Source organism: Spiroplasma endosymbiont of Atherix ibis, assembly GCF_964020005.1.
In the GTDB taxonomy this organism is placed as follows: Bacteria; Bacillota_I; Bacilli_A; order Mycoplasmatales; family Mycoplasmataceae; genus Spiroplasma_A.
This window is the reverse complement of the sequence record NZ_OZ026474.1, coordinates 197358-217877: the sequence shown is the minus strand read 5'-3', so window position 1 is coordinate 217877 and position 20520 is coordinate 197358. Positions and strand designations below refer to the sequence as shown.

22 protein-coding genes and 1 tRNA gene are annotated in these 20520 nt (G+C 22.8%); 4 read left to right on the top strand and 19 right to left on the bottom strand.

What is annotated here, in order from left to right; all coding sequences use genetic code 4:
- Window positions 1-227 precede the first annotated feature (227 nt).
- From AACK92_RS01180 to AACK92_RS01140, 9 genes are all read right to left on the bottom strand, one after another.
- Window positions 228-1040: a hypothetical protein gene (locus AACK92_RS01180; protein ID WP_339021236.1), complete on the bottom strand. Its 813-nt coding sequence runs from the start codon at window positions 1038-1040 to the stop codon at window positions 228-230.
- Window positions 1040-1735: a hypothetical protein gene (locus AACK92_RS01175; RefSeq protein ID WP_339021235.1), complete on the bottom strand. Its 696-nt coding sequence runs from the start codon at window positions 1733-1735 to the stop codon at window positions 1040-1042. The genes AACK92_RS01180 and AACK92_RS01175 overlap by 1 nt, the downstream gene beginning before the upstream one ends.
- 20 nt (window positions 1736-1755) lie before the next feature.
- The gene (locus AACK92_RS01170; RefSeq protein WP_339021233.1) at window positions 1756-2727 is read right to left on the bottom strand and encodes a DnaJ domain-containing protein; all 972 of its coding nucleotides are present in this window, start codon (window positions 2725-2727) and stop codon (window positions 1756-1758) included.
- Window positions 2728-2757: 30 nt separating this feature from the next.
- Window positions 2758-3420, bottom strand: coding sequence for a M48 family metallopeptidase (locus tag AACK92_RS01165; RefSeq protein WP_339021231.1), 663 nt, complete (start codon window positions 3418-3420; stop codon window positions 2758-2760).
- Window positions 3398-4288, bottom strand: a complete 891-nt coding sequence (locus tag AACK92_RS01160) for a hypothetical protein (RefSeq protein WP_339021229.1) — start codon at window positions 4286-4288, stop codon at window positions 3398-3400. Before AACK92_RS01160 ends, AACK92_RS01165 begins: the two co-directional genes overlap by 23 nt.
- Window positions 4289-4351: 63 nt before the next feature.
- On the bottom strand, window positions 4352-5200 hold the full coding sequence (locus AACK92_RS01155; protein ID WP_339021227.1) for a hypothetical protein: 849 nt from the start codon (window positions 5198-5200) through the stop codon (window positions 4352-4354).
- Between the two features lie 68 nt (window positions 5201-5268).
- Window positions 5269-5694, bottom strand: coding sequence for a GNAT family N-acetyltransferase (locus tag AACK92_RS01150; protein ID WP_339021226.1), 426 nt, complete (start codon window positions 5692-5694; stop codon window positions 5269-5271).
- Between the two features lie 4 nt (window positions 5695-5698).
- Window positions 5699-7501 (bottom strand): translation elongation factor 4, encoded by a 1803-nt coding sequence (lepA, locus tag AACK92_RS01145; RefSeq protein ID WP_339021224.1) that lies wholly within the window; start codon window positions 7499-7501, stop codon window positions 5699-5701.
- A gap of 218 nt (window positions 7502-7719) precedes the next feature.
- A complete protein-coding gene (locus AACK92_RS01140) occupies window positions 7720-7962 on the bottom strand; it encodes a lipoprotein (protein WP_339021222.1) in 243 nt (80 codons plus the stop codon).
- A gap of 158 nt (window positions 7963-8120) precedes the next feature.
- Between AACK92_RS01140 and AACK92_RS01135 the strand changes: the two genes are divergently transcribed.
- From AACK92_RS01135 to AACK92_RS01120, 4 genes are all read left to right on the top strand, one after another.
- On the top strand, window positions 8121-8450 hold the full coding sequence (locus AACK92_RS01135; RefSeq protein ID WP_339021221.1) for a helix-turn-helix domain-containing protein: 330 nt from the start codon (window positions 8121-8123) through the stop codon (window positions 8448-8450).
- Between the two features lie 206 nt (window positions 8451-8656).
- Window positions 8657-9271 carry a DDE-type integrase/transposase/recombinase gene (locus AACK92_RS01130; protein WP_339021220.1) on the top strand — a complete coding sequence of 205 codons (615 nt, stop codon included), beginning with the start codon at window positions 8657-8659 and terminating at the stop codon, window positions 9269-9271.
- A 76-nt stretch (window positions 9272-9347) separates the two neighbouring features.
- Window positions 9348-9596: a hypothetical protein gene (locus tag AACK92_RS01125; protein WP_339021219.1), complete on the top strand. Its 249-nt coding sequence runs from the start codon at window positions 9348-9350 to the stop codon at window positions 9594-9596.
- Window positions 9563-9976, top strand: coding sequence for a hypothetical protein (locus AACK92_RS01120; RefSeq protein WP_339021217.1), 414 nt, complete (start codon window positions 9563-9565; stop codon window positions 9974-9976). Before AACK92_RS01125 ends, AACK92_RS01120 begins: the two co-directional genes overlap by 34 nt.
- Before the next feature lie 603 nt (window positions 9977-10579).
- On the opposite strand, the gene AACK92_RS01115 is transcribed toward AACK92_RS01120, so the two are convergent.
- The 10 genes from AACK92_RS01115 to tsaE all read right to left on the bottom strand — a co-directional run bounded on the left by AACK92_RS01115 (window position 10580) and on the right by tsaE (window position 20474).
- Window positions 10580-12457, bottom strand: a complete 1878-nt coding sequence (locus AACK92_RS01115; protein WP_339021215.1) for a hypothetical protein — start codon at window positions 12455-12457, stop codon at window positions 10580-10582.
- 731 nt (window positions 12458-13188) lie between these two features.
- Window positions 13189-13722, bottom strand: coding sequence for a DUF402 domain-containing protein (locus AACK92_RS01110; protein WP_339021213.1), 534 nt, complete (start codon window positions 13720-13722; stop codon window positions 13189-13191).
- A 508-nt stretch (window positions 13723-14230) separates the two neighbouring features.
- Window positions 14231-15655, bottom strand: coding sequence for a proline--tRNA ligase (gene proS, locus AACK92_RS01105; RefSeq protein WP_339021211.1), 1425 nt, complete (start codon window positions 15653-15655; stop codon window positions 14231-14233).
- Between the two features lie 3 nt (window positions 15656-15658).
- Window positions 15659-16243, bottom strand: a complete 585-nt coding sequence (locus AACK92_RS01100; protein ID WP_339021209.1) for a hypothetical protein — start codon at window positions 16241-16243, stop codon at window positions 15659-15661.
- Between the two features lie 104 nt (window positions 16244-16347).
- Window positions 16348-16438 (bottom strand) — tRNA-Ser (locus AACK92_RS01095).
- 137 nt (window positions 16439-16575) lie between these two features.
- Window positions 16576-18585, bottom strand: a complete 2010-nt coding sequence (locus tag AACK92_RS01090) for a PTS transporter subunit EIIC (protein WP_422397876.1) — start codon at window positions 18583-18585, stop codon at window positions 16576-16578.
- 103 nt (window positions 18586-18688) lie between these two features.
- A complete protein-coding gene (locus tag AACK92_RS01085) occupies window positions 18689-18922 on the bottom strand; it encodes a hypothetical protein (protein ID WP_339021205.1) in 234 nt (77 codons plus the stop codon).
- 71 nt (window positions 18923-18993) lie between these two features.
- Entirely contained in the window at window positions 18994-19470 is a 477-nt protein-coding gene (locus tag AACK92_RS01080) for a hypothetical protein (RefSeq protein ID WP_339021204.1), read from the bottom strand.
- 19 nt (window positions 19471-19489) lie between these two features.
- The gene (gene tsaB / locus AACK92_RS01075) at window positions 19490-20056 is read right to left on the bottom strand and encodes a tRNA (adenosine(37)-N6)-threonylcarbamoyltransferase complex dimerization subunit type 1 TsaB (protein WP_339021202.1); all 567 of its coding nucleotides are present in this window, start codon (window positions 20054-20056) and stop codon (window positions 19490-19492) included.
- Window position 20057: 1 nt separating this feature from the next.
- Window positions 20058-20474, bottom strand: coding sequence for a tRNA (adenosine(37)-N6)-threonylcarbamoyltransferase complex ATPase subunit type 1 TsaE (tsaE, locus tag AACK92_RS01070; protein ID WP_339021200.1), 417 nt, complete (start codon window positions 20472-20474; stop codon window positions 20058-20060).
- Between the last annotated feature and the right edge of the window lie 46 nt (window positions 20475-20520).

Sequence of the window (20520 nt, the reverse complement as noted above, 5' to 3'; positions counted from 1 at the left end):
GACTTTTTTATCTTTTTCTTACTTCTTTAAAATTTTTTGCGCTTTTATGGGTTACAAAAAATTTTAAAAAATTAATATTAATTAAACTTAACTAGTTAAAATTACATTCAAGTAAATATTTAAAAAATAAAAAAGAATTATTTGCTTTTTATTAACATTTTTATTTTTTAAAGTAATAAAAAAAAATAAAATTATTTTTTATTAAATTCAGTTTAACTTTTATAAAATTAGTTTTTTAAAGTTTTATAAAAAATTTCTTTAGACTGATCTGAAATAATTTTAGTTTCAGCTAATCTAAATTCTTCTTCCTCAATTAAAGGCTTAAATTCCTCAATTATTATATTTTCAATTCTTTCTTCTTCTAAAATTATATACTCTCTTAATAATAAAGAGAAATAGACTTTTGTTAAATGATAAATTGCAAAATTATATAAAATAACTTCTGAATCAGATCCAAACTCAAAACTATTATCTTCATCTTCTTCTAAGATATCTAAAAGATCATTTAGTAAATCATTTACTTTATAAGTTTCTTTAATTATTAAAGAAAATTCATTTATTTCAGAGATTCTATGTATTATTTTTTTAATATCTTTTATTATTGAAAAATATTTTTTTGTGACTTCTAAACTATCTAACTCTTCAATAAAACCTTTATAATTTAAATCAATAAATTCTTTAAAAGCATATTCATATGGTTTTAAATTTTTCATAAATTCTTTTTTTGATTCTAAAAATAAAGTTCTTGTTGAATTATATATAAACTCATATTCATAAAAACAATCACAAATAGACATGATTCTTAAAAGACAACTTAAGCTATCTCTATCAACTTGAGGTTTTTGTTTTATTTCAATTTCTTCGAACTTATATTCAATATATTCTCTAAACTTTTCAATATCTTTTGTTTCAAATCATTCTTGTTGAATTGTCTTTAAAAATTTACTATCTTCACCAAATATTGAATATAGAATAAACATCTCTTTACTTATTAAATCATTTTGTATAAAAGTGTATTCTTCATATTCTTTTATATACATTACTTTTCACCTACTATATTGTTTAAAAATTCTAAATAGCTGATATTAATTGCTAAAATAGCTCATAGATTAATAATCATATCATCTGCTAAATCATTTGATTTTGAAAGTAAATCTTTAAAATATTCAAAATCTCCATCTGGTTTATTTAAAATTTTTGACTCTAATATCTTTATTTCCTTTCAAAGTTCTTTATTCATATAATTTTTAAAAAAGTCATTTATTTTTATATTACTTTTTTCTAAAATCCTTAAAACAGAATTTGAAACCTTATTATCATCTTCAAATTGAGCATAATTTGAAATATTAATAATTTCTTTAATAATCTTTGTATCTTTAATTTTTTCTGCAACTTTTAATCAATAGTTACTTGTTAAAGTATCTAATGTCACTAATAATTGTCTAAATAAATTTATTAATATTAAATAATCATTAGCTCCCTCGTTTAATTGCATAATAACAGAAACTGAATCTGCACTTGAGACTATTGAAGTTGCTTGTAAATAAAAATTATTGTATTTACTTCTTAAAAATTTAAAAAATTCTTCTCTATCAGAAAAATATACTTCTGAAAAAGCCACTAAATCTTCACTAAATTTTTTAACATAATTAATTAATTTATTTTGATTTTCTGAAAAATTAATAATTAAATCCTGAGATGATTCAAATAATTTGTTTCAAACTTTTTTTTGCATGATTATTATTGTCCTCTTTTTTAAAAAATATCATATTTATTATAATATTGTTCAATTATTTCTTTAAATATATTAATTTTTTTCATTTCTACAGTTGCATTAGGATCTGAATTTATATCTGGATGATACTCTTTTGCCATTTTTCTATAAATTTTTTTAAATTCACTTGGCTGTGTTATTTTTGAAATTCCAAAATAATTAAAAGCATCATTAAACACAATAGTTTTGGTTTTTTCAAAAAAATCTTCAAAGTCATCTTCGTCAACTTCTTCAAAAAAATTTGAATAAGTTGAAGAAAAGGAATGTAAATTAGTTTGACCATATTGTTTTTGAAAAATAAATGTTTCAACTGTTAAATCTATGACTTGATCTAGCATTCTTGATCAATGATAAGTAAAATCTTCACCTAAATCAATAATTTCTTCAATTAATAAGTGATTTTTATAAGAATCAATACTTTTATTATCAATTAACATAAGTGCTTTTTCAATAATACCATTAATTGCTTCAACTGAGGTTCTTTGCATAACTTCAAAAACTCTTAAAAGAGGTCTTTCATTTATGTCCTTATTTGCAAAAGTATAATTAAATACTTTTCAAAATTTATCAGTTATATAATAAGAAAACTTGCTTAAACTTGTGATAATAACTGCTGCTTCATAATTTCCTAACTTATTAGAAATTGTATTATATGTTTCTTTAAAATAACTTGCCATTGGATAGAAATAAAAGAATTCAATAGTAGATATTACATCAATTTTTGCAGAGTAATTACTAAATTCATTTGGTAATTCTTGAATACTTAAAATATTTTTTATATTTTCATTAAAATTAGAAATATCAGTTAATAAATTTTCTATTGTTCAATGATTAACAGCGTTCATAGTTCTATTTCAAATAATATTGCTTGAAATAGAACTAGAATAATCAAAAATATTAGATTTTTTTTCACTCTCTTTTTTTATTTTTTTAAATTCCTTTTTTCATCACATTAATTTTTATCTCCATAAAATTATTATACTTTATAAAACATTGACTTTTAATATTTCACTTACGTTTTTATAATTAGGCATATATCTTTCTACATGCCTTCAAAAATCCTTAGAGTGATTTTTATAAACTAAATGACTTAATTCATGAATGACAACATATTCTAGGGCTATTTTAGGAAAATGTACTAATCTAGTATTTAAAACAATTTTAGATTTTTCTGGATAGCAAACCCCTCATTTAACTTTCATAATTTTAATTGTTAAATTTTTAAAATCTAAATTCATAATTTGTTTATATTTGTTAATTGTTTGTTCAAAATAATTAAAATAAGAAATAGCTAACTTTTTATACATTTTTTTAACTGTTTCTTCTTTATTATCATATATTTTAAAACTCATTTTATCTTTATTATCAATTTTTTCAAGAAACTTAGCTACTATTTTTTTATTATCAATTTTAATAAATCCTTCATCAGCTATCAAATAAAACTGGTTTTTTTCTCTATAATCTATTATTTTCTGAATTTTTTGTATATTTCTATATATTAATTGTTCAACTTCTCAATTATAGACTTGATATGGAGCAGAAACATAAATATTTGTATCATCTAATTTTAATCTAATAAATTTTTGATCTCTTAAAGTTAAGAAATAATCTATTTTTTGTCCTTTATAACTTAGTGTCTTTTTCATATTCATTTGTTTTTTTACCTTTTAATTTTTTTTGCATTTTTTCTTTTCTTTTGTTTATTCTTTCCTCTTCAGCTTTTTTAATAGTTTCAATTTTTTCTCTTCTCTCTTCTGCAATAGTTTCTTTTCTTATTCTTTTAACTTCTTTATCAACTTGAACTGGATCAAACTCTCCGAATTCAATTTTTCCTTCAATAACTTGATTATATAAACTTCTTGCAAATTTATCTTTAACAAAAAAATCACTATAATCTAATTTTCTTGTTCTAACCATATGGGCTTCAAAAATTGAGAATATACCAAATAAAAAAAATATTGCATAAATACATTGCAAAGTAATCATTCAACCACTATATGGTGTAAATGTGTCTTTTAATGATTTCCATAACTGTCATGTTTTATCTACATTTGGAGCTGTTGGACTAGTTTTTGTTCCTATTTCATAAAAAGGAATTGTAAAATAAATTCCATATATTAGACCAGTTAATAAAATTGGTCAAAAAATAAATTTAAAAGCCAAATGAGCTCTTTTACCCCAGGTTAGCTTATTAAAAAAAGGTTTTACACTTGCAAATAACATTATAATCATCATTAAAAATCATAATAAAGGTGCAGCAACATCAATTGTTATTCTAGTTGCTAATGTACTATTATTTCCTTTTAAAATTAATGCTCATATAAATTCAACTAAAGTTCTTAAACCATCATCAAATCCAACATTTAAAGCTAAAATTATTGGTGCTATTAATCAAAAAGCAATCATAGTAATTCTAAAAATTACTATAACTATCATAAAAAAAACTGATGTTGTTTTAAAATTTTTAAAATTAATTTTTCTTAGTTTGTGCTCTTTATTTTTTTCTTTTTTCATTTTTTCACCTAGCAATCTTACTTTACATAAAAATAAATTTAAACATTATTTTGTTTAAATTCTTTAATTTTCACTATCATCTATATCTTTTCTTCTTGAAGTATATTTATAATTTTTATTTAATAAATTTGAAGGTTGATTATTTTCATAATCACTAGAATAACTTGCTAGTGGATCTTGAATAATTAAATTTTCATCTGATGATGAAACAAATTGTCTATTTCTCTTAAAATCTAAATTTCTATTATTTTCTTGATTGTCAATAGAAAAAGGTATTATTTTATTTTCATTTTCGCTCTTATCTTCATTCAATAATTCAGACATATCAAGACCGTTTAATGCTCCTGTTCTTTCAATTTCATCTATAGCTTCTTCATAAGATTTACTTAATCCACTTTTCATATTAATAATTTTATTTTTTAATTCTGAAACATCTTTGGCTTCAGTTGTATTAATATTTGAAGAATTATCAATAATATTTTCTTGAACTTGTTGCTGTTTTTGAACTACAGTTTGCATTTTTTGTGTATTTATAGCTGGTTCTTTTGAAATACTAATAATTGAAAGTACTGAATCTATACTCAATAAACAAAATAAAGGCATAATATAAAAGGTAATAAAATGAAATGATAAAATGATAATAATTGAAAAACTAGTAATTGTACTAAAAACTGAAAACACACTAGCTGCTTTATTTTTTAAAATATTTGAAAATAAAGTAATAATAAAATATAAAAAACCACTAACTAATATTATTCAATTTATTAAATAAAAATTTTTTAACGAAAAATAAATTGTATACTTTATTTTAAGGTCATTTTGAGAAATTACATCTATTCAAGGTATAATAATAATTAAACTTATAGAAATTATTAATGTTATTATAATTCTTCAGATTTTAATTTGTTTCATTTCTTTCCCACCTTTAAAGTTTATTATATAATTTTCTTTGCTAAATTAAAGCAAAAAACTATTTAATTTTATCTTGCCATTTTAAAATGTCTAATAGTTCCTTCATAAAAAGGTTCTGAAACAATTTTAAATCCCATTTTTTCATATAATTTAATTGCTGTTTCTTGTGCATTTAAATAAATTTTATCTGCTTTTAATTTATCTGTTGTGAAATTAACTAAATAATTCACTAATTGTAAACCTATTCCTTGACTTCTAAATTTTTTTAAAACTGCAATTCTTCCTAAATATCATTCTTCATTTTTCTTAACAATTCTAGCACAACAAATTGCTTTATTATTATAAAAACCTATAACATGAAAACTTAATTCATCATATTCATCAATTTCTTCATATAAAGGATAATTTTGTTCTTCACAAAAAACTTTTTTTCTAATTTCTAATGCTTGATCAAATACTAAGTTTACATTTGAAAAATCTACTAAAAATTTCATCATATTAATCATCTAATTTAAGAACAGCTATAAAAGCTTCTTGAGGAACATCTACTGAACCAATAGCTTTCATTCTTTTCTTTCCTTCCTTTTGTTTTTCAAGTAACTTTTTCTTACGAGAAATATCTCCTCCATAACATTTAGCTAAAACATTTTTTCTCATTGCTTTGATAGTTTCACGTGCAATTATTTTACCTCCAATTGCTGCTTGAATTGGTACTTCAAAATTTTGTCTTGGTATTATTTCTTTTAATTTTTCAGTTAAAATTCTTCCTCTTCCCTGAGCAAAATCTTTATGTACAATATTTGATAAAGCATCAACTATATCTCCATTTAATAAAATATCCATTTTTACAAGTTTTGATGTTTTGTAACCAACTAGTTCATAATCAAATGAAGCATAACCTTTTGACATTGATTTCAACTTATTAAAGAAATCAAAAACAATTTCATTTAAAGGCATTTCATAAATTAAAGTTCTTCTCGTATCATCAACATACTCAATATTAATATAAATACCTCTTTTATCTTGACACAAACTCATTAAATCACCCAAATACTGATCTGGGGTCATAATTGTAACTTTCACAAAAGGCTCTTGGATAAACTTTATTTTTTGAGGATCTGGTAAAAATGATGGATTATCAATTTCAATTATTTCATCATTAGTTTGTGTTACTTTATAAACAACTGATGGTGCAGTTGCTATTAAAGTTAAATCATATTCTCTTTCAAGTCTTTCTTGAATAACATCCATATGTAATAATCCTAAAAAACCACATCTAAAACCAAAACCTAATGATTGAGAACTTTCTGGTTCATAAACTAAACTTGCATCACTTAAAGATATTTTTTCTAAAGCTTCTTTTAAATCTTTATATTTTGCAGTATCAACAGGATAAATACCACAATAAACCATTGGATTTAATTTTTTATATCCTGGTAATGCTTGTTTAGCTTGATTATTTTTAGTTGTAATTGTATCTCCAACTTGAACATCTCTTACAGTTTTAATTGAAGCTGCAATTCACCCAACTTCTCCAGCTTCTAAACTATTTTTTTTAACTTCAAAAGGAGTTTTTACACCAAGTTCAGTAACTTCATAAGTTGCTCCTGATTGCATCATTTTTATAGTTTCTCCAACTTTTACAGTTCCATCCATAATTCTAACTGAAACTATAACTCCTCTGTATTTATCATAATATAAATCAAATATTAAAGCTTTTAAAGGCTTTGAATTATCTGCTTCTAATGGAGAAGGTATAAAATTTACAATTGCTTCTAATACATCCTCTACATTTAAACCAGTTTTTGCACTAATCATTGGAGCATTTGAGCAATCTATTCCTATTACTTTTTCTATTTCTTCTTTAACTCTATCTGGTTCTGCTGCTGGTAGATCAATTTTATTAATTACAGGAACAATTTCTAAATTATTGTCTAATGCTAAATAAACATTAGCTAGTGTTTGAGCTTCAATTCCTTGACTTGCATCAACAACTAAAAGAGCACCTTCACAAGCTGCTAAACTTCTTGATACTTCATAGGTGAAATCTACATGACCAGGAGTATCAATTAAATGAAAAATATATTTTTCTCCATCTTTTGCATTATATTTTAATTGAACTGAGTTTAACTTAATTGTAATTCCTCGTTCTCTTTCAATATCCATTGAATCTAAAAGTTGTGCTTGCATATCTCTTTTTTCAACACTTCCTGTTAATTCAAGAATTCTATCGGCTAAAGTAGATTTACCATGATCAATATGAGCAATTATACTGAAATTTCTAATTTTTGATTTATTCATAAATAATTATTCTCCATATTTTCCTTAATTATTATAACCAATATTCTTTTATAATTAAAAATAAAAAATCATAGACTGTGTTTAACAGAGTTTAAAATTGAAAATTAAAACTATTTTAATTTTTTTATTTGCTCATTTATATTAAAAAACAATTTTTTCTTCAAATATCACCTTATCTTTATTCTCTGGTTTTAAATAATATTAAATATTTGATTTAACTAAAAATTCATAATCGTTATTTTGCATCTTCTAAAGTAATTAAATTTGTTGCAAAACTCCTTTTCATAATGCTGTGTTCATATTTTTGTCACATCCTGTTCAAAATTTTGAATTACTTGAGTTAATTCAACTTTTGGTTTAGAAACTTTCTTATCGTCTATTTTTTTACCACATGCAACAACACTAACAGCTGATGAAGCAACAACTCCAAATGTTGCCAATACACTTAATAAGTTTTTCATATTTTCCTACTTTTTAAAAACAATTCAAATTGATATTACTAATTGTAAAAAAAAAAAAAAAAGTCAAGTTTTAAACACGAAAAAATAAATGAAGGTTCGGGGAACCTTCCCCCCATTTTAGGAGACACTTTTATATAATAATAGAAAGGAAAAAATATATGGCTAAAAAAGGACAAAAGTTTAGAAAATGAACTCAAGAAGAAAAAGAAAAAATTATTGAATTAAGTTTGAATTGCTATTCTCTAAAAGAAATAGCATTAAAATTTAACTCAACTAATGGATCAATTGGAACAATAATTAACAAATATAAAAATGCAAAGATAAGTGAAGCAAAACCTCGCTTGCCTTATAAAATAGATTACAGCATATCTCAAAAGGCAAATGATTTGTTTATAGGAGTTGTATTCGACTATAATAAAGAATTAATTAAGGAGAATAATATTTTAAAAAAGCAATGAGTCTCCAAGGGCGAAACCAAAAAGAAATAATTCAGGAATTATTAATAAATACGAAATATAATCGAACAATAATTTGCAAAATTTTAAATATCAATAGAACATAAACATATAAAGAAAATAAAACTTTAATGAATTTCCTCAATGATACAAGAATTATGAATTTAGTGATTTCATAAATTGAAAAAAATAATTTTCTTAGTGCTTATAGTGCTAAAAGATGATCTTTATATTTTAAATTGAATTATATTGACCCTTTTAGGATAAATCACAAAAAATTAGAACGTATATTTAAAAAATTTAATCATATTGCATATTATATTAAGAAACAAACTAAACATGAAATTAAAAAATATAAAGAAACTATTAGAAAAAATTATCTTAAAGAAGCAAAAGAAATGGGATTTGAAAACATTTGAACTAGTGACATAACTCAATTTTCAGTTAAAACAAAAAAAGGTTATATTTGCACAGTTCAAGATAATTTAACTGGAGAAATAATAGGAAAATCTAAAAGAATAGATAATCAAAAAACAAATTTTGTGCTTGAAGCTTTAAAAATGGCATATAAAAATAAAAAATATTTAGGTCCAATATTATTACATTCAGATAATGGAAATCAATATACTTCTGAAAACTACATAAATTTATGTAATGATTTGCAAATCATTAGAATTTATTCAAAACCAGGAACACCTCATCATAATGGCAAGCATGAAAGTTTTCATAGTCGTTTAAAAGATGAAACTATAAGAACATGTCATATTGAAAACATCAATCAATGCTTAAAAATAGCATGAGCATGATTAGATTTTTATAATAATGATAGAATTAGAATAAATAAAAAATGATAAAAAAAAAAAAAAACGTTCCCTCTATAGGGAGAACCTTCATTCTACACTTTTAAAAAAGAAAGTGTAGAATTTTTTTATGCAAAAAAAATTAACAAAAATTGAATGATTGGAAGTTATAAACTCATATAAACAACTAGGAAGCAAAGAAGCAGTTAAGTGTTATATAAAATTTAAGAAAAATATCAAATATTTAGGCAATTTAAAAATTAAAATAAGAAAAAAGGTAATTTTGTTTGATAATAAAGGTATGAAATCATTGCAAAGAGTAAAAGGTTCAGGTAGACCTAAAAATTGAAAAGATATGACTGAGATATACCTAGTATAATTGATGAACTAACAGAAGAAAATAAGAAAGAGATTTTAGAGCGTTGAATAAAAGAACAAAGAGATAAAAAGGATAAGGAGAGTTTGAATAGTTATAAAACACTAAAAAAATCATTAAAATCTAAGATATTAATGCTACACAGAACAACATTTTATAAACAAAAAATAATTAGAAAATACAAATATGATTATTTGAAACCAATTATAACTAAAATATTTATAAAAAATAAATGAATTTATGGAAGTGGTAAGCTTTTAATAATATTGGCAACTAATAATATTTATATCAATGAAAGAACATTAAGACATTATATGTTTAGATGAGGTTTGGTAACTTTAATACGTAAGAAAAAACGTAAATCTGAGTATAAAAATACATAAGTTAAATTTGATAATTTAGTAAAAAGAAACTATAATCCAGAGAAAGACAATATTATTGCAACAAATGTTTCTTATATTACTTCTGATACGATTGAAAATAATGTTTACTTATCTGTTACTATTAGTCATAAAACTAAATTAATTGAATCTTGAAAAATATCTAGAAATAATGATAGCAAGTTAATATTAGAAACCATTAATGACTTAAAAAGAACTGATTTTATATTTCATTCTGATCACGGTTCTCAATATTCCTCAAATGAAGTTCTTAAAAAACTTGAGGAATTAAAAGCACAAACTTCAATGTCGAGAATAGGCAATTTTTTAGATAACCGAGAAATTGAATACTTTTTTGGTTGTATGAAGGGTGAATATTTAAATCATATTGATACTTCTAGCATGAAGATAGATGAAATTACAAATCATATCTCATGATATATTAATTGATACAATAACAATAGAATACAAAAAGTATTGAATTAAAAAACATCAGCTTACGCTAGTGCAATCAATTCTTAAAATGTAGAATTTATTTTTCCGGGTTTATTTCTTTGACTTTCTTAAAACAAAATTATAAGCATCTGTAAAATTATAATTCTGGATTTATATAAATTTAATAAAAATTTTAGATTCTTGATTTTCAGATAAATTAAATAATTTTTCATATTTAAAGTTAACTGTTAAATAGCCTAATTTAACAGTTATAGAATCAGGATTTCTAACTTTTGTCCCATCTTTTGCTGGTATAAAAGACACATCTTCTTCATTAAAAGACATACCAATTTTATTATTAAAATTAATACCATCGTTAGATTTATTATAATTTTGTAAATCATTTAAATAATTGGGAAAAATAAAAATTGAATTTTTAAAATTATTTTTAAGCATATTTATAATTTTTATACTGTTAAAATATTTTATTGATTCTGCTATATTAATTCTGCTTCAAAGAGATCAGAATAAACTACTTAAAGAACCTGTCTCTCCAAGGTGAGGATTAGGAATTTCTAATTTTTCTAAAATAATTTTAGCTATTTGTTTATTACCAATATTCATTAAATAATCTTCATCTGAATTATATTGAGGATATTTAAAACTAGAATCTATTCCATAAAAATAATGTAATCCTTTTATTAAAACTTTTGAAGTAAATTCACTTAAAAAGTTAATTTTCTCTTCCTTTTTTGAAGAAACATTATATGTTACAGATAAATTAAAATCAGATAATTCATGAATATACTCATCATTTCCTAAACCAATTGCAATAGTTGCTCCTTTTATTTTAATGCTTCCTATTGAATCTGCATTAATAAATTCAGTAGATTTTTGAATTGAATTTGCTAATTCTTCTGACAACTTTAAATTTTTAAGATAATTATTTTTTAAAACAAGTAAGTCTGAACTTCATTTTTCCATATTATTGTTTGTAAAATATAGTTCTTTTAAAGATTCTTTATTTAATTCAGTATTAGGATCATTTCTAAAAATTGTTTTAAAAATCTTTTCAGAAACTTTTTCTGAATTTGTATAATTTTCAAAGGACTTTGCACTTTTATTTTCAAAAACATTTAATAAATTAGATTTAAAAACTGAATCTATATAAATATTGTTTTGATTAAATTTTATATTTAAATTATTAAAGCTTTTAAAATAATTAGATTTAATAAAATTAATTAAATTAATTAAATTATTCTTATATTCATCACTTGTATTTATATATTTTTTTATCTCCTTAGAAAATTCACCATATCCTTCATAAGAATTTTTATTATCTTTTATATCATTTCATTTAAAATTAGAATACTTTTTCATTTTATTTAAAGTTAAAAAATCTTTTTCAATATTTTTTACAAAATTATCACCTGAATCTTTAAAAATTTTACTCTCTGTTGAAGTATATTTTAAAGTATCTCTAAGTTCAAATTTTTGAATACCAATTGTACTTTTGTATTTAATATTAATTTTATATTCATTTATAAAATTTCCTATATAAAGTCCCTGAGATAACTCTCCAGATTTTATTTTAAAATTATCATTATAAATAATTTCTATGCCATCATAAATTGAAAAAACTTCATCTAAAATAACTTTATATTTATTTACTTTTTTAAGTTCATTTAATTTTTCTTCTAATAATTTTGACCTTAAAATTATATTTTCATCATTTTCTATTTGTTTCTTATTTTCTAAAGTTATTTCTTGTTCTTTATTAGAATATGCTATTATATTTTCTTTTTTAATAAATAAGTAGTTTTTTTCAGTCTCTGGCAAACCTATAAAATTTTGTGAAACTTCATTTTTTATATGATTATTATAAATTTTTATAACTTCTTCTTTAAATTCTTTTATAATTCCATTTAAATCATCACTTTTAAAATTAGAAATATCTTTTGAATTATTTTTTGTAATACAAGCAGTCACACTAACAGTGGCTGATAAAGCTAAACCAAAGGATGCTAATAAACTTAATAATTTTTTCATTCTTCCTCCTATTTTTAAAAAGTTATTAAAACAATTTAAACTTATATTAGTAATTATACACTTATATATAAAAAAATAAACCTTTTAGTGGTTATGAAAAATACTATAATTATATTTTTTGCAAAAGTTTAAATTAATAATTCATTAAAAGTATTAAGACATTATATGCCTAAATAAAATATCATATTTAATTCACGTAAAAATAAATATAAATTAGAACTTAAAAATACATTAGTTAAATTTAATGATCTAGTGAAAAGAGAGTTTAATTCTAAAATAAATAATATAATTACTACTAATATGTCTTATGTGCCTATAAATACAAGAGAAAACAATTGTTACTTATCTGTAATAATTAGTTACAAAACAAAAATAATTAGATCTTAAAAATTATCAAAATAAATGATAGATTTTTAGTTATAAATAATTTAGATAATATTAGTATAATCATTTTCATATTACATTTAGTTTGTACTAAGGTAGTATTAAATAAATTAAATTAATTCTAAATTATTTATGTCTAGAATTGGAAATTATTTAAATAATTAAAAGGTAAAATATTTTTTTGGTTCTTTAGAAGGAAAATGTAGAGAAAATAAAATATCATATATCCTGATATATTGATGAATATAATAACAATAAAATACAAAATTTTTGAATTAAAAAACACCAGTTTATACCAGTGCAATTAATTCTTAAATTGTAGAATTTATTTTTAGATTTTTATCCTATTAGTTTTTATTTTTTAAATTTTCATATTTTTTTCATATTTCATTAACATATTCATGTTCAAAAGGTTTTACTTTATTTTTAATCATTTGCTTTAGATCATCAACACTTTGTCAAACTTTATCAACAATATCAACAGAATAATTTCAAGTCATTCTATTTCTATTAAATTCTTTTAAATCTAATATTTTATAACTATGATCATTGAATACTTTAAAATCTAAATCATAATCAATATATTTAACTGTTCCTTCTTCAAAAATATATGGTGAAGCTAAATTACAGTAATAATTAATTCCTCGTTCTTTAAACATACATATTATGTTATATCAATTATCTTTAAAAAAAAATCATATAGCTGGCTCATTTGTTTTTCATTTTCTTCCATTAATTTCAGTAATTAAAACGTCCTCGTTAATTAACACTAAATAATCTTCTGTTTCTTCTAAAATAGCTACTTTTTCTCAAGACCTATATAATTTTCCACTATGTTTATATGCATGAACAAGAACTAAATCTCCAGTTTTTGATTTCATTCAAAATCTCCTTTTCAATTGTTCATTTTTTTAATTAATAAATACCTGGTTACATCACATTTCATAAGTGATTACGTATACAAATAGATTATATCTTTAAAATAACTAATTTCCTAATTTTAAGATATCAAAAAAAATAGATATTTTGAAACTATTATTAGAACTAAATAATAGTATTTATAAATTTTGTGAACTTTTAAAAGCATATTTAACCTTTACTAAAAAACACTTTATAAAATTTTTTGTTGTATGTATTTTAATTATTTATTATTAATAAATAATTAATTTTAAAAATATGAATATTTATTAATTATATCTCTAGATCATTTCTTAAATTATTTAAATAATTGTGCATTTTGGTATAGTCAAAAAAAGAACTCAGAAATTTTATCTAAGTCCTATTATGAGTAATTTTGATAAAATAATAGTAACAACTTTTTAATTTTTACTTACTAAACTCTTAATTTATTTCAAATAAGTATTTATATAAAATTAATTAAAAGCATAACTAATAAGCTCTTGCAAAATAAACCATAAGTTCAGAATCTTTATTACAATTAAAACATTTTGATTTTACTTGTTTTATATCCTCTGGAATACATCTAGAATTTGTTGATGTTTTTTGTTTAACATCATTTTCACATTCTATTTCTCCACAAAATGGAACTAGTACAAAACCTGGAGTTTTATAAATAATTGCTTTATATTCTTTAAAAGAGTCTGCTTTAAAAGTTTTATTTTTTCTATTTCTTAAAGCTTTATTATATAAGTTTTTATCATATTCATTGATTTCTTTTTCAATATATTTCTCAACTTCTTCTAATTTAACTTGAACTTTATTTCTTAAATCACGTCTTGAAATTGTAACAACTTTCTCTTTTAAATCTCTTGGACCAACTTCTATTCTTATTGGAACGCCTTTAATTTCTGCTTCAGAAATTTTAAAACCAAAAGATTTGTCTGTTTTATCTAACTGTACTCTATAATTTGAAGATAACTTTAATTTCAAATTATCTGATACATTCGTTACTTCATCTAAGTTATTAATTGCAATAATAGATATTTGAATTGGAGCAATTTTACTTGGTAAAACTAATCCAAAATCATCAGAGTGAGTCATAATAATTGCACCAATTAATCTAGTTGATATACCTCAACTTGATGAATATGCATTTTCTTCTTTTTGATCTTTATTTTGAAACTTAATATTAAATGCTTTTGAGAAATTATCTCCAAAATAATGACTTGTTCCTGATTGCAATGACTGACCATCATACATTAACGATTCAATAGTATAAGTTTCTTGAGCTCCTGCAAATTTTTCTTTTTCTGTTTTTTTTCCAGCAATAACTGGCAATAATAAAATCTCATTTGCAAGTTTTTTATATACTTCTAATATATCTAAAGTCATTTGCTTTGCTTCTTGTTTTGATGAGTGAAAAGTATGACCTTCTTGTCATAAAAATTCACTACTTCTTAAAAACGGTCTAGTTGTTTTTTCTCATCTCATAACATTTGCTCATTGATTATATTTAACAGGCAAATCTCTGTATGACTTAATTTCTCTTGACAAAAAATCAGCAATAATAACTTCACTTGTTGGTCTAATAAATAAATTTTCACCCAAATCTTTATTTCCAACTTTTGTGACAGTTGCTAATTCTGGTGCAAATCCTTCTATATGTTCTTTCTCGGCTAAAAATAATTTTTCTGGAATTAAAAGAGGGAAATATACATTTTGAACTTCTAATTTTTTAAACTCTCTATCTGCAAATTTTTGAAATTCTTCTCAAATTGCATACCCATGAGGTTTAAAAATCATTGTTCCTTTTACTGGACCATAATCCATTAATCCTGCATTTTTAACTACATCTGTATATCATTGACTAAAATCTACATCCCTTGATGTTATTTTTTCCATTTTATTAGTCATTTTTTATTTTCTCTCCTTTTTTGTGTCAACATTTCCTGTTTCACCATAAAATACATCAATATGAATATCATTTGCTTCAACATATGTTTGAATTCTTTTTAAATTTGATTTGTCTTTAATCATAATAAAATCAATAGCATCTAATGGTACTGTTTCATATATATAAACTATATTTTTTACTTCATCAATTGCTCAGTCATTTTTTGAATATTTAGCAAGCTTTTCAGGATCAATTCCAATAACTGTTATTTTTTCTATGTCAACTTTTGATTCACTTGCTCACTTTCAAAAATTAGCTCTTGTAGAACTGTCAAATTCTAATCCTATTGAATTTTCATTTTCCAAATATGTTCAAACTGTATACTCTTCATTTTTTTTTAATTTTTGATCTTTCAAAAGTCTAATACCATTTTCTAAAATTAATAAAATATTATTTACATCTGTATAAAAATAAAGATTATTAATTTTTTTAGTTTTAATAATTGATAAAACTTTTTTCTTATCTTCTTTACTATTAAAAATTTTTTTAAAAAAACCCTTTTTTGGTTTATTTTCACTTAAATCATTTTTGATATTAGTTTTTTTCATTGTTATATTCCTCCAAAGCAATCTTACATTATTTATTTTATAGGTATTATTTTTATAATCAAATAAAAAACCAAGATTTTAAAATCTTGGTCTACTTTCTTAAATGGCGGATTGAGAGAGACTCGAACTCTCGCGCCAGTTGCCCGGCCTAACACCTTAGCAGGGTGCCCTCTTCACCAACTTGAGTATCAATCCATACACATAATTCATTATATCAAAAAAAACTAATTTAATATCAATACATTTTTTTAAAATTTTAATTATTATAAAAAATAAAAAAGTTCTACTATCTAAATTAGAACTTTTTTTAAAATTATTAAATTACCAAAATACTAAGATTTTTTATATTTTCTTTGTTCTTCAAGTATTTTAATCATACGAGGTTTTATGGCTTCTTGCTCTCCACCATAAACTACTTGTACACTAGTACCTTTTATAAGAGCTCCGTTTGCTCCACCTAAAGAAATAATACCATCTTTATTAACGATAGAAGAATCTTTAACTGTAACTCTTAAACGACTAGCACAAGCATCAACATCTTCAATATTTGACTCTCCTCCTAAATATTCAATAATTTTTGTAGCTTTTTCAATTCTAGCAGCTTCTACTGAACTTTTAGTTTTTTCAATTTTTGAACCATCTAGGTTTTGTCCTTTAGAAGCTTTGTAATCAGCTTTAGTTGCTAATTTAGCTTCTGCTGATCCATCACGGCCAGGAACCATTACTTTTCCATATTTCACTGCAAAGTAGAATGAGAAGAAGTAAGCTGGTGCCATTATTCCAGTTACACCTAAAACTGCAAAACATGATTTTGCACTCATAACTTGACTTCCAAAGAATGGTACCATACCAAATACAATATAATCAATAATTCCTCCTGAAACTGTCATTGAAACGTGAGTTTTAAATAATCCAGCTAATAAGAATGAAATTGAAGCTAAAGGCATATGTACACCATAGAATAATCAAGGAGCCAAGAATAAGAATGTATATTCAATTGGTTCTGTAATTCCTGTTAAGAAACAAGTAAAGGCAGCTGAGAAATAAATTCCCATAACTGATTTTCGATTTTCTTTAGGAACATTTAATCACATAGCAAGTCCTGCCATTGGTAGACCTAATAACATAAATCCGAATTTTCCTGATTGGAATCTACCAATATTTAATCCTAGCATTTCTAAATCTGTAAAATTCAATACTTTTGAATTTGCTATAACTTTATATGCAATTGTTTGATCTCCCATTGATTGTCATAAATCAGGATATGACCTACTTATTAATTTTTTAATATTTTCAAAAGTAACTTCTATTCCTCCCAATAAAGATACATCATGATTTGCTTTTCAAATTTCAACAAAAGTTTTTTGTTGAGCTTCACTTGCTCCATTAAATGCTTCAGCAATTGAACCTCCAGCATTTGTTCATCATAAAGGTGCATAAAATACATGATGTAATCCAAATGGAACTAATGAACGCTCTGCAACTTCATAAATTAATGAATCTACACCAAATGGTAATTTACCTGAAACTCTACCAAAGGCAGCCAATGCCATTCCCAAATAAGGTCATGCAAACATAAATATAAATGATAAAGGTATAACAGCACCAAAAGTAATAATAGGAACTAATTTTGTTCCTGAAAAGAAACTAATTGCAGCTGGTAATTGTGTAGCATGAAATTTATTGTAACATTTTGCAGCAATAGCACCAACAAAAATACCTGCAAATACTCCTGTATTTAATGAGTTAACACCAATATTAGATGTAATTAATCCATTAGGAATTTTTTTAATTCACAATAATGAATAATAAACACTTCCAGCACCATCAATTAATTCTAATTTAGAGTTAATTGCAATACCATTAGCTGCTTCGCCTATGCTTGAAGCACTAACATACTTCTCTATATCTTGAAGATTAAAATTATCTCAATTTTCTTTTCAAACATCTCCAACTTTTTGATAAAGTTGATGTCAGTCTGTTTTAGCATATACAAATACGCTTGATGGATCAACTGTTTGTGTATGTAATAAAGCAGCTTGCATTCCATTCATAACTAGGAATCCAACAACAGCTGTCAATGCTGCAATACCTGAATCTTTTGTATATGCTAAAGCAACAGAAATACAAAATAGAACAGGTAAATTACCAAAACATACGTCACCCATTTTATTCAAAACAGAACCAAAATAAAATCCAAAACTACCATCTGCAGAATTTGTTGCAATAGCAGAACCAACACCTAGAAAAACACCAGCAATTGGTAATAAGGCAATTGGTAATAAAAACGCTTTGCTTAACTTTGAAAGTGTGGGCATAATATTTCTACCCATCTTTTTCATAGATCCTACAAATTTATTTTGAGATTTTCCTTCAGCTTGTGAAGAAACATTTTTCATAAATTATTCTCTCTTTCTTTATTTTTTAATTGTGTAGTAAATCATTTTAGAACATCATTATTGCTCCAGTAATACTAATAATAAGACCAAATAAAGCTATAAAAATTGGAAAATTCTTTTTAGTGAATTCTCAAATAGTTTGACTTTCTTGATTTCTAGAATTAAAATTTAAATTATTTTTATTTTTATTTTTTAAATAAAAAATTAATCATCCGAAAATAACCATTATTAAGAGTCCTATTAAAAAAATCGATAACCCTATAATTTGATTTTGTATCATGATATACCTCCACAAAGTTATTATATATATTTATTGGAAATTATTCCATAATATAATAAAAGTGAAAATAATTACCTATTAAAACCTCTTTTTTTTGAATTTGTTTTGTTTATTCAAATTTCTAAAAACTCATTATTAGATTCTTTTTCTAATTTTATAAAATATATATCTTCTATTTTCAAGTTTTTTTCATTCATATATTCTTTTATTAAACTATATTTTTCTGTATTAATTTCTTCTATTATATTTTTTGATACTAAATCAAAATCTTTAGCTTTAAAAATAAATATTGGTCTAAAGTAGTCATTTTTATTAAAGTCCTTAAAAATAAAAGCAAATACTCCTACTTTTTCTTGAAAAGTATCTCCATATTTAATTATTTGTTTATCTTTAAATAAGAATTCTAAATTTATTTTAATTCTTTTTTTCTTTATATTAAAAGCAGATATAAATCCTCAAATAGAAATAACTAGCCCTATTATAAAAAAAACTAAAATTAATATTATTGCTCATATAGGCAATACTCCAATTTGACCTGTTTCTTTCATAATCTATACCTCACTATCTTTATATAAAATGTTTTATATAAACTGGATTTATTTTTGATACATCACTAATTTTTTCAAACATTTTTTTAGTTTTTAAATAGTTAACTTTAAAATCAATATTATTATAATCTTGAAATATCTCAAAATCTTTAAATTGAGATTTAAAATTTTCTAAATAATCTAATGGTATAACTTGATCTGCAATTATATTTTTGCCTTTATCATAAATACCTAAATAAATTTTTGATCCCTTTGCATCAAGAATACTTATTGCTTGCTTATTTGATGCTTGAAAAGCAAGTGAAGAGATTAAATAAACATTAAAATCATTGTTAATAGTTTTTAAAGTTTTAACAATTGTAATTGCAACTCTTACTCCTGTATAACTTCCAGGTCCTTTTGTTGTATAAAAATTATTAATATCATGTATTGTTAAATTATTTCTTTGCAAAAAATTATTAAGTTTTTCTAAAGCAATATCACTAATTTTTATTTGATTATCTAAAAATAAATAATCTACAATTTCATGATTTTTTTCTAAAATAAAAATTAATTTATTATTGCTTGTATCTAAAAAAAGATTCATATTAGTTTTCCTCCTCTATTATAAAAACTCTCTTATTTTCATCAATTACATTAATTACAATTTTTATAACCTTAAAATAAGAATTATAATTAATTGCAAGATTTTGACTTCACTCTACAATATTTAAGGAATCAAACATTTCTTCTAAATACATTTGTGAATTTTCTTGTAAAGTTAATCTATATGCATCTATATGATTAATTTTTAAATCATTTATTTGATATTGATTCATAATTGTAAAAGTTGGTGATGTTACAATTTCATTTATTTCCATTTTTTTAAGTATTTTTTTTGTTAAAGTTGTTTTTCCCGCACCCATTTGTCCATCAATAATTAAACAAACATTTACTGCTAATTTATCTAGTAAATAAATAACAACTTTATTTAATTCATCTAAATTGTTAATTTCAAATCTCATTTACTATTGCTCCTTTTAACATATGTATATATGATATAATGATTTT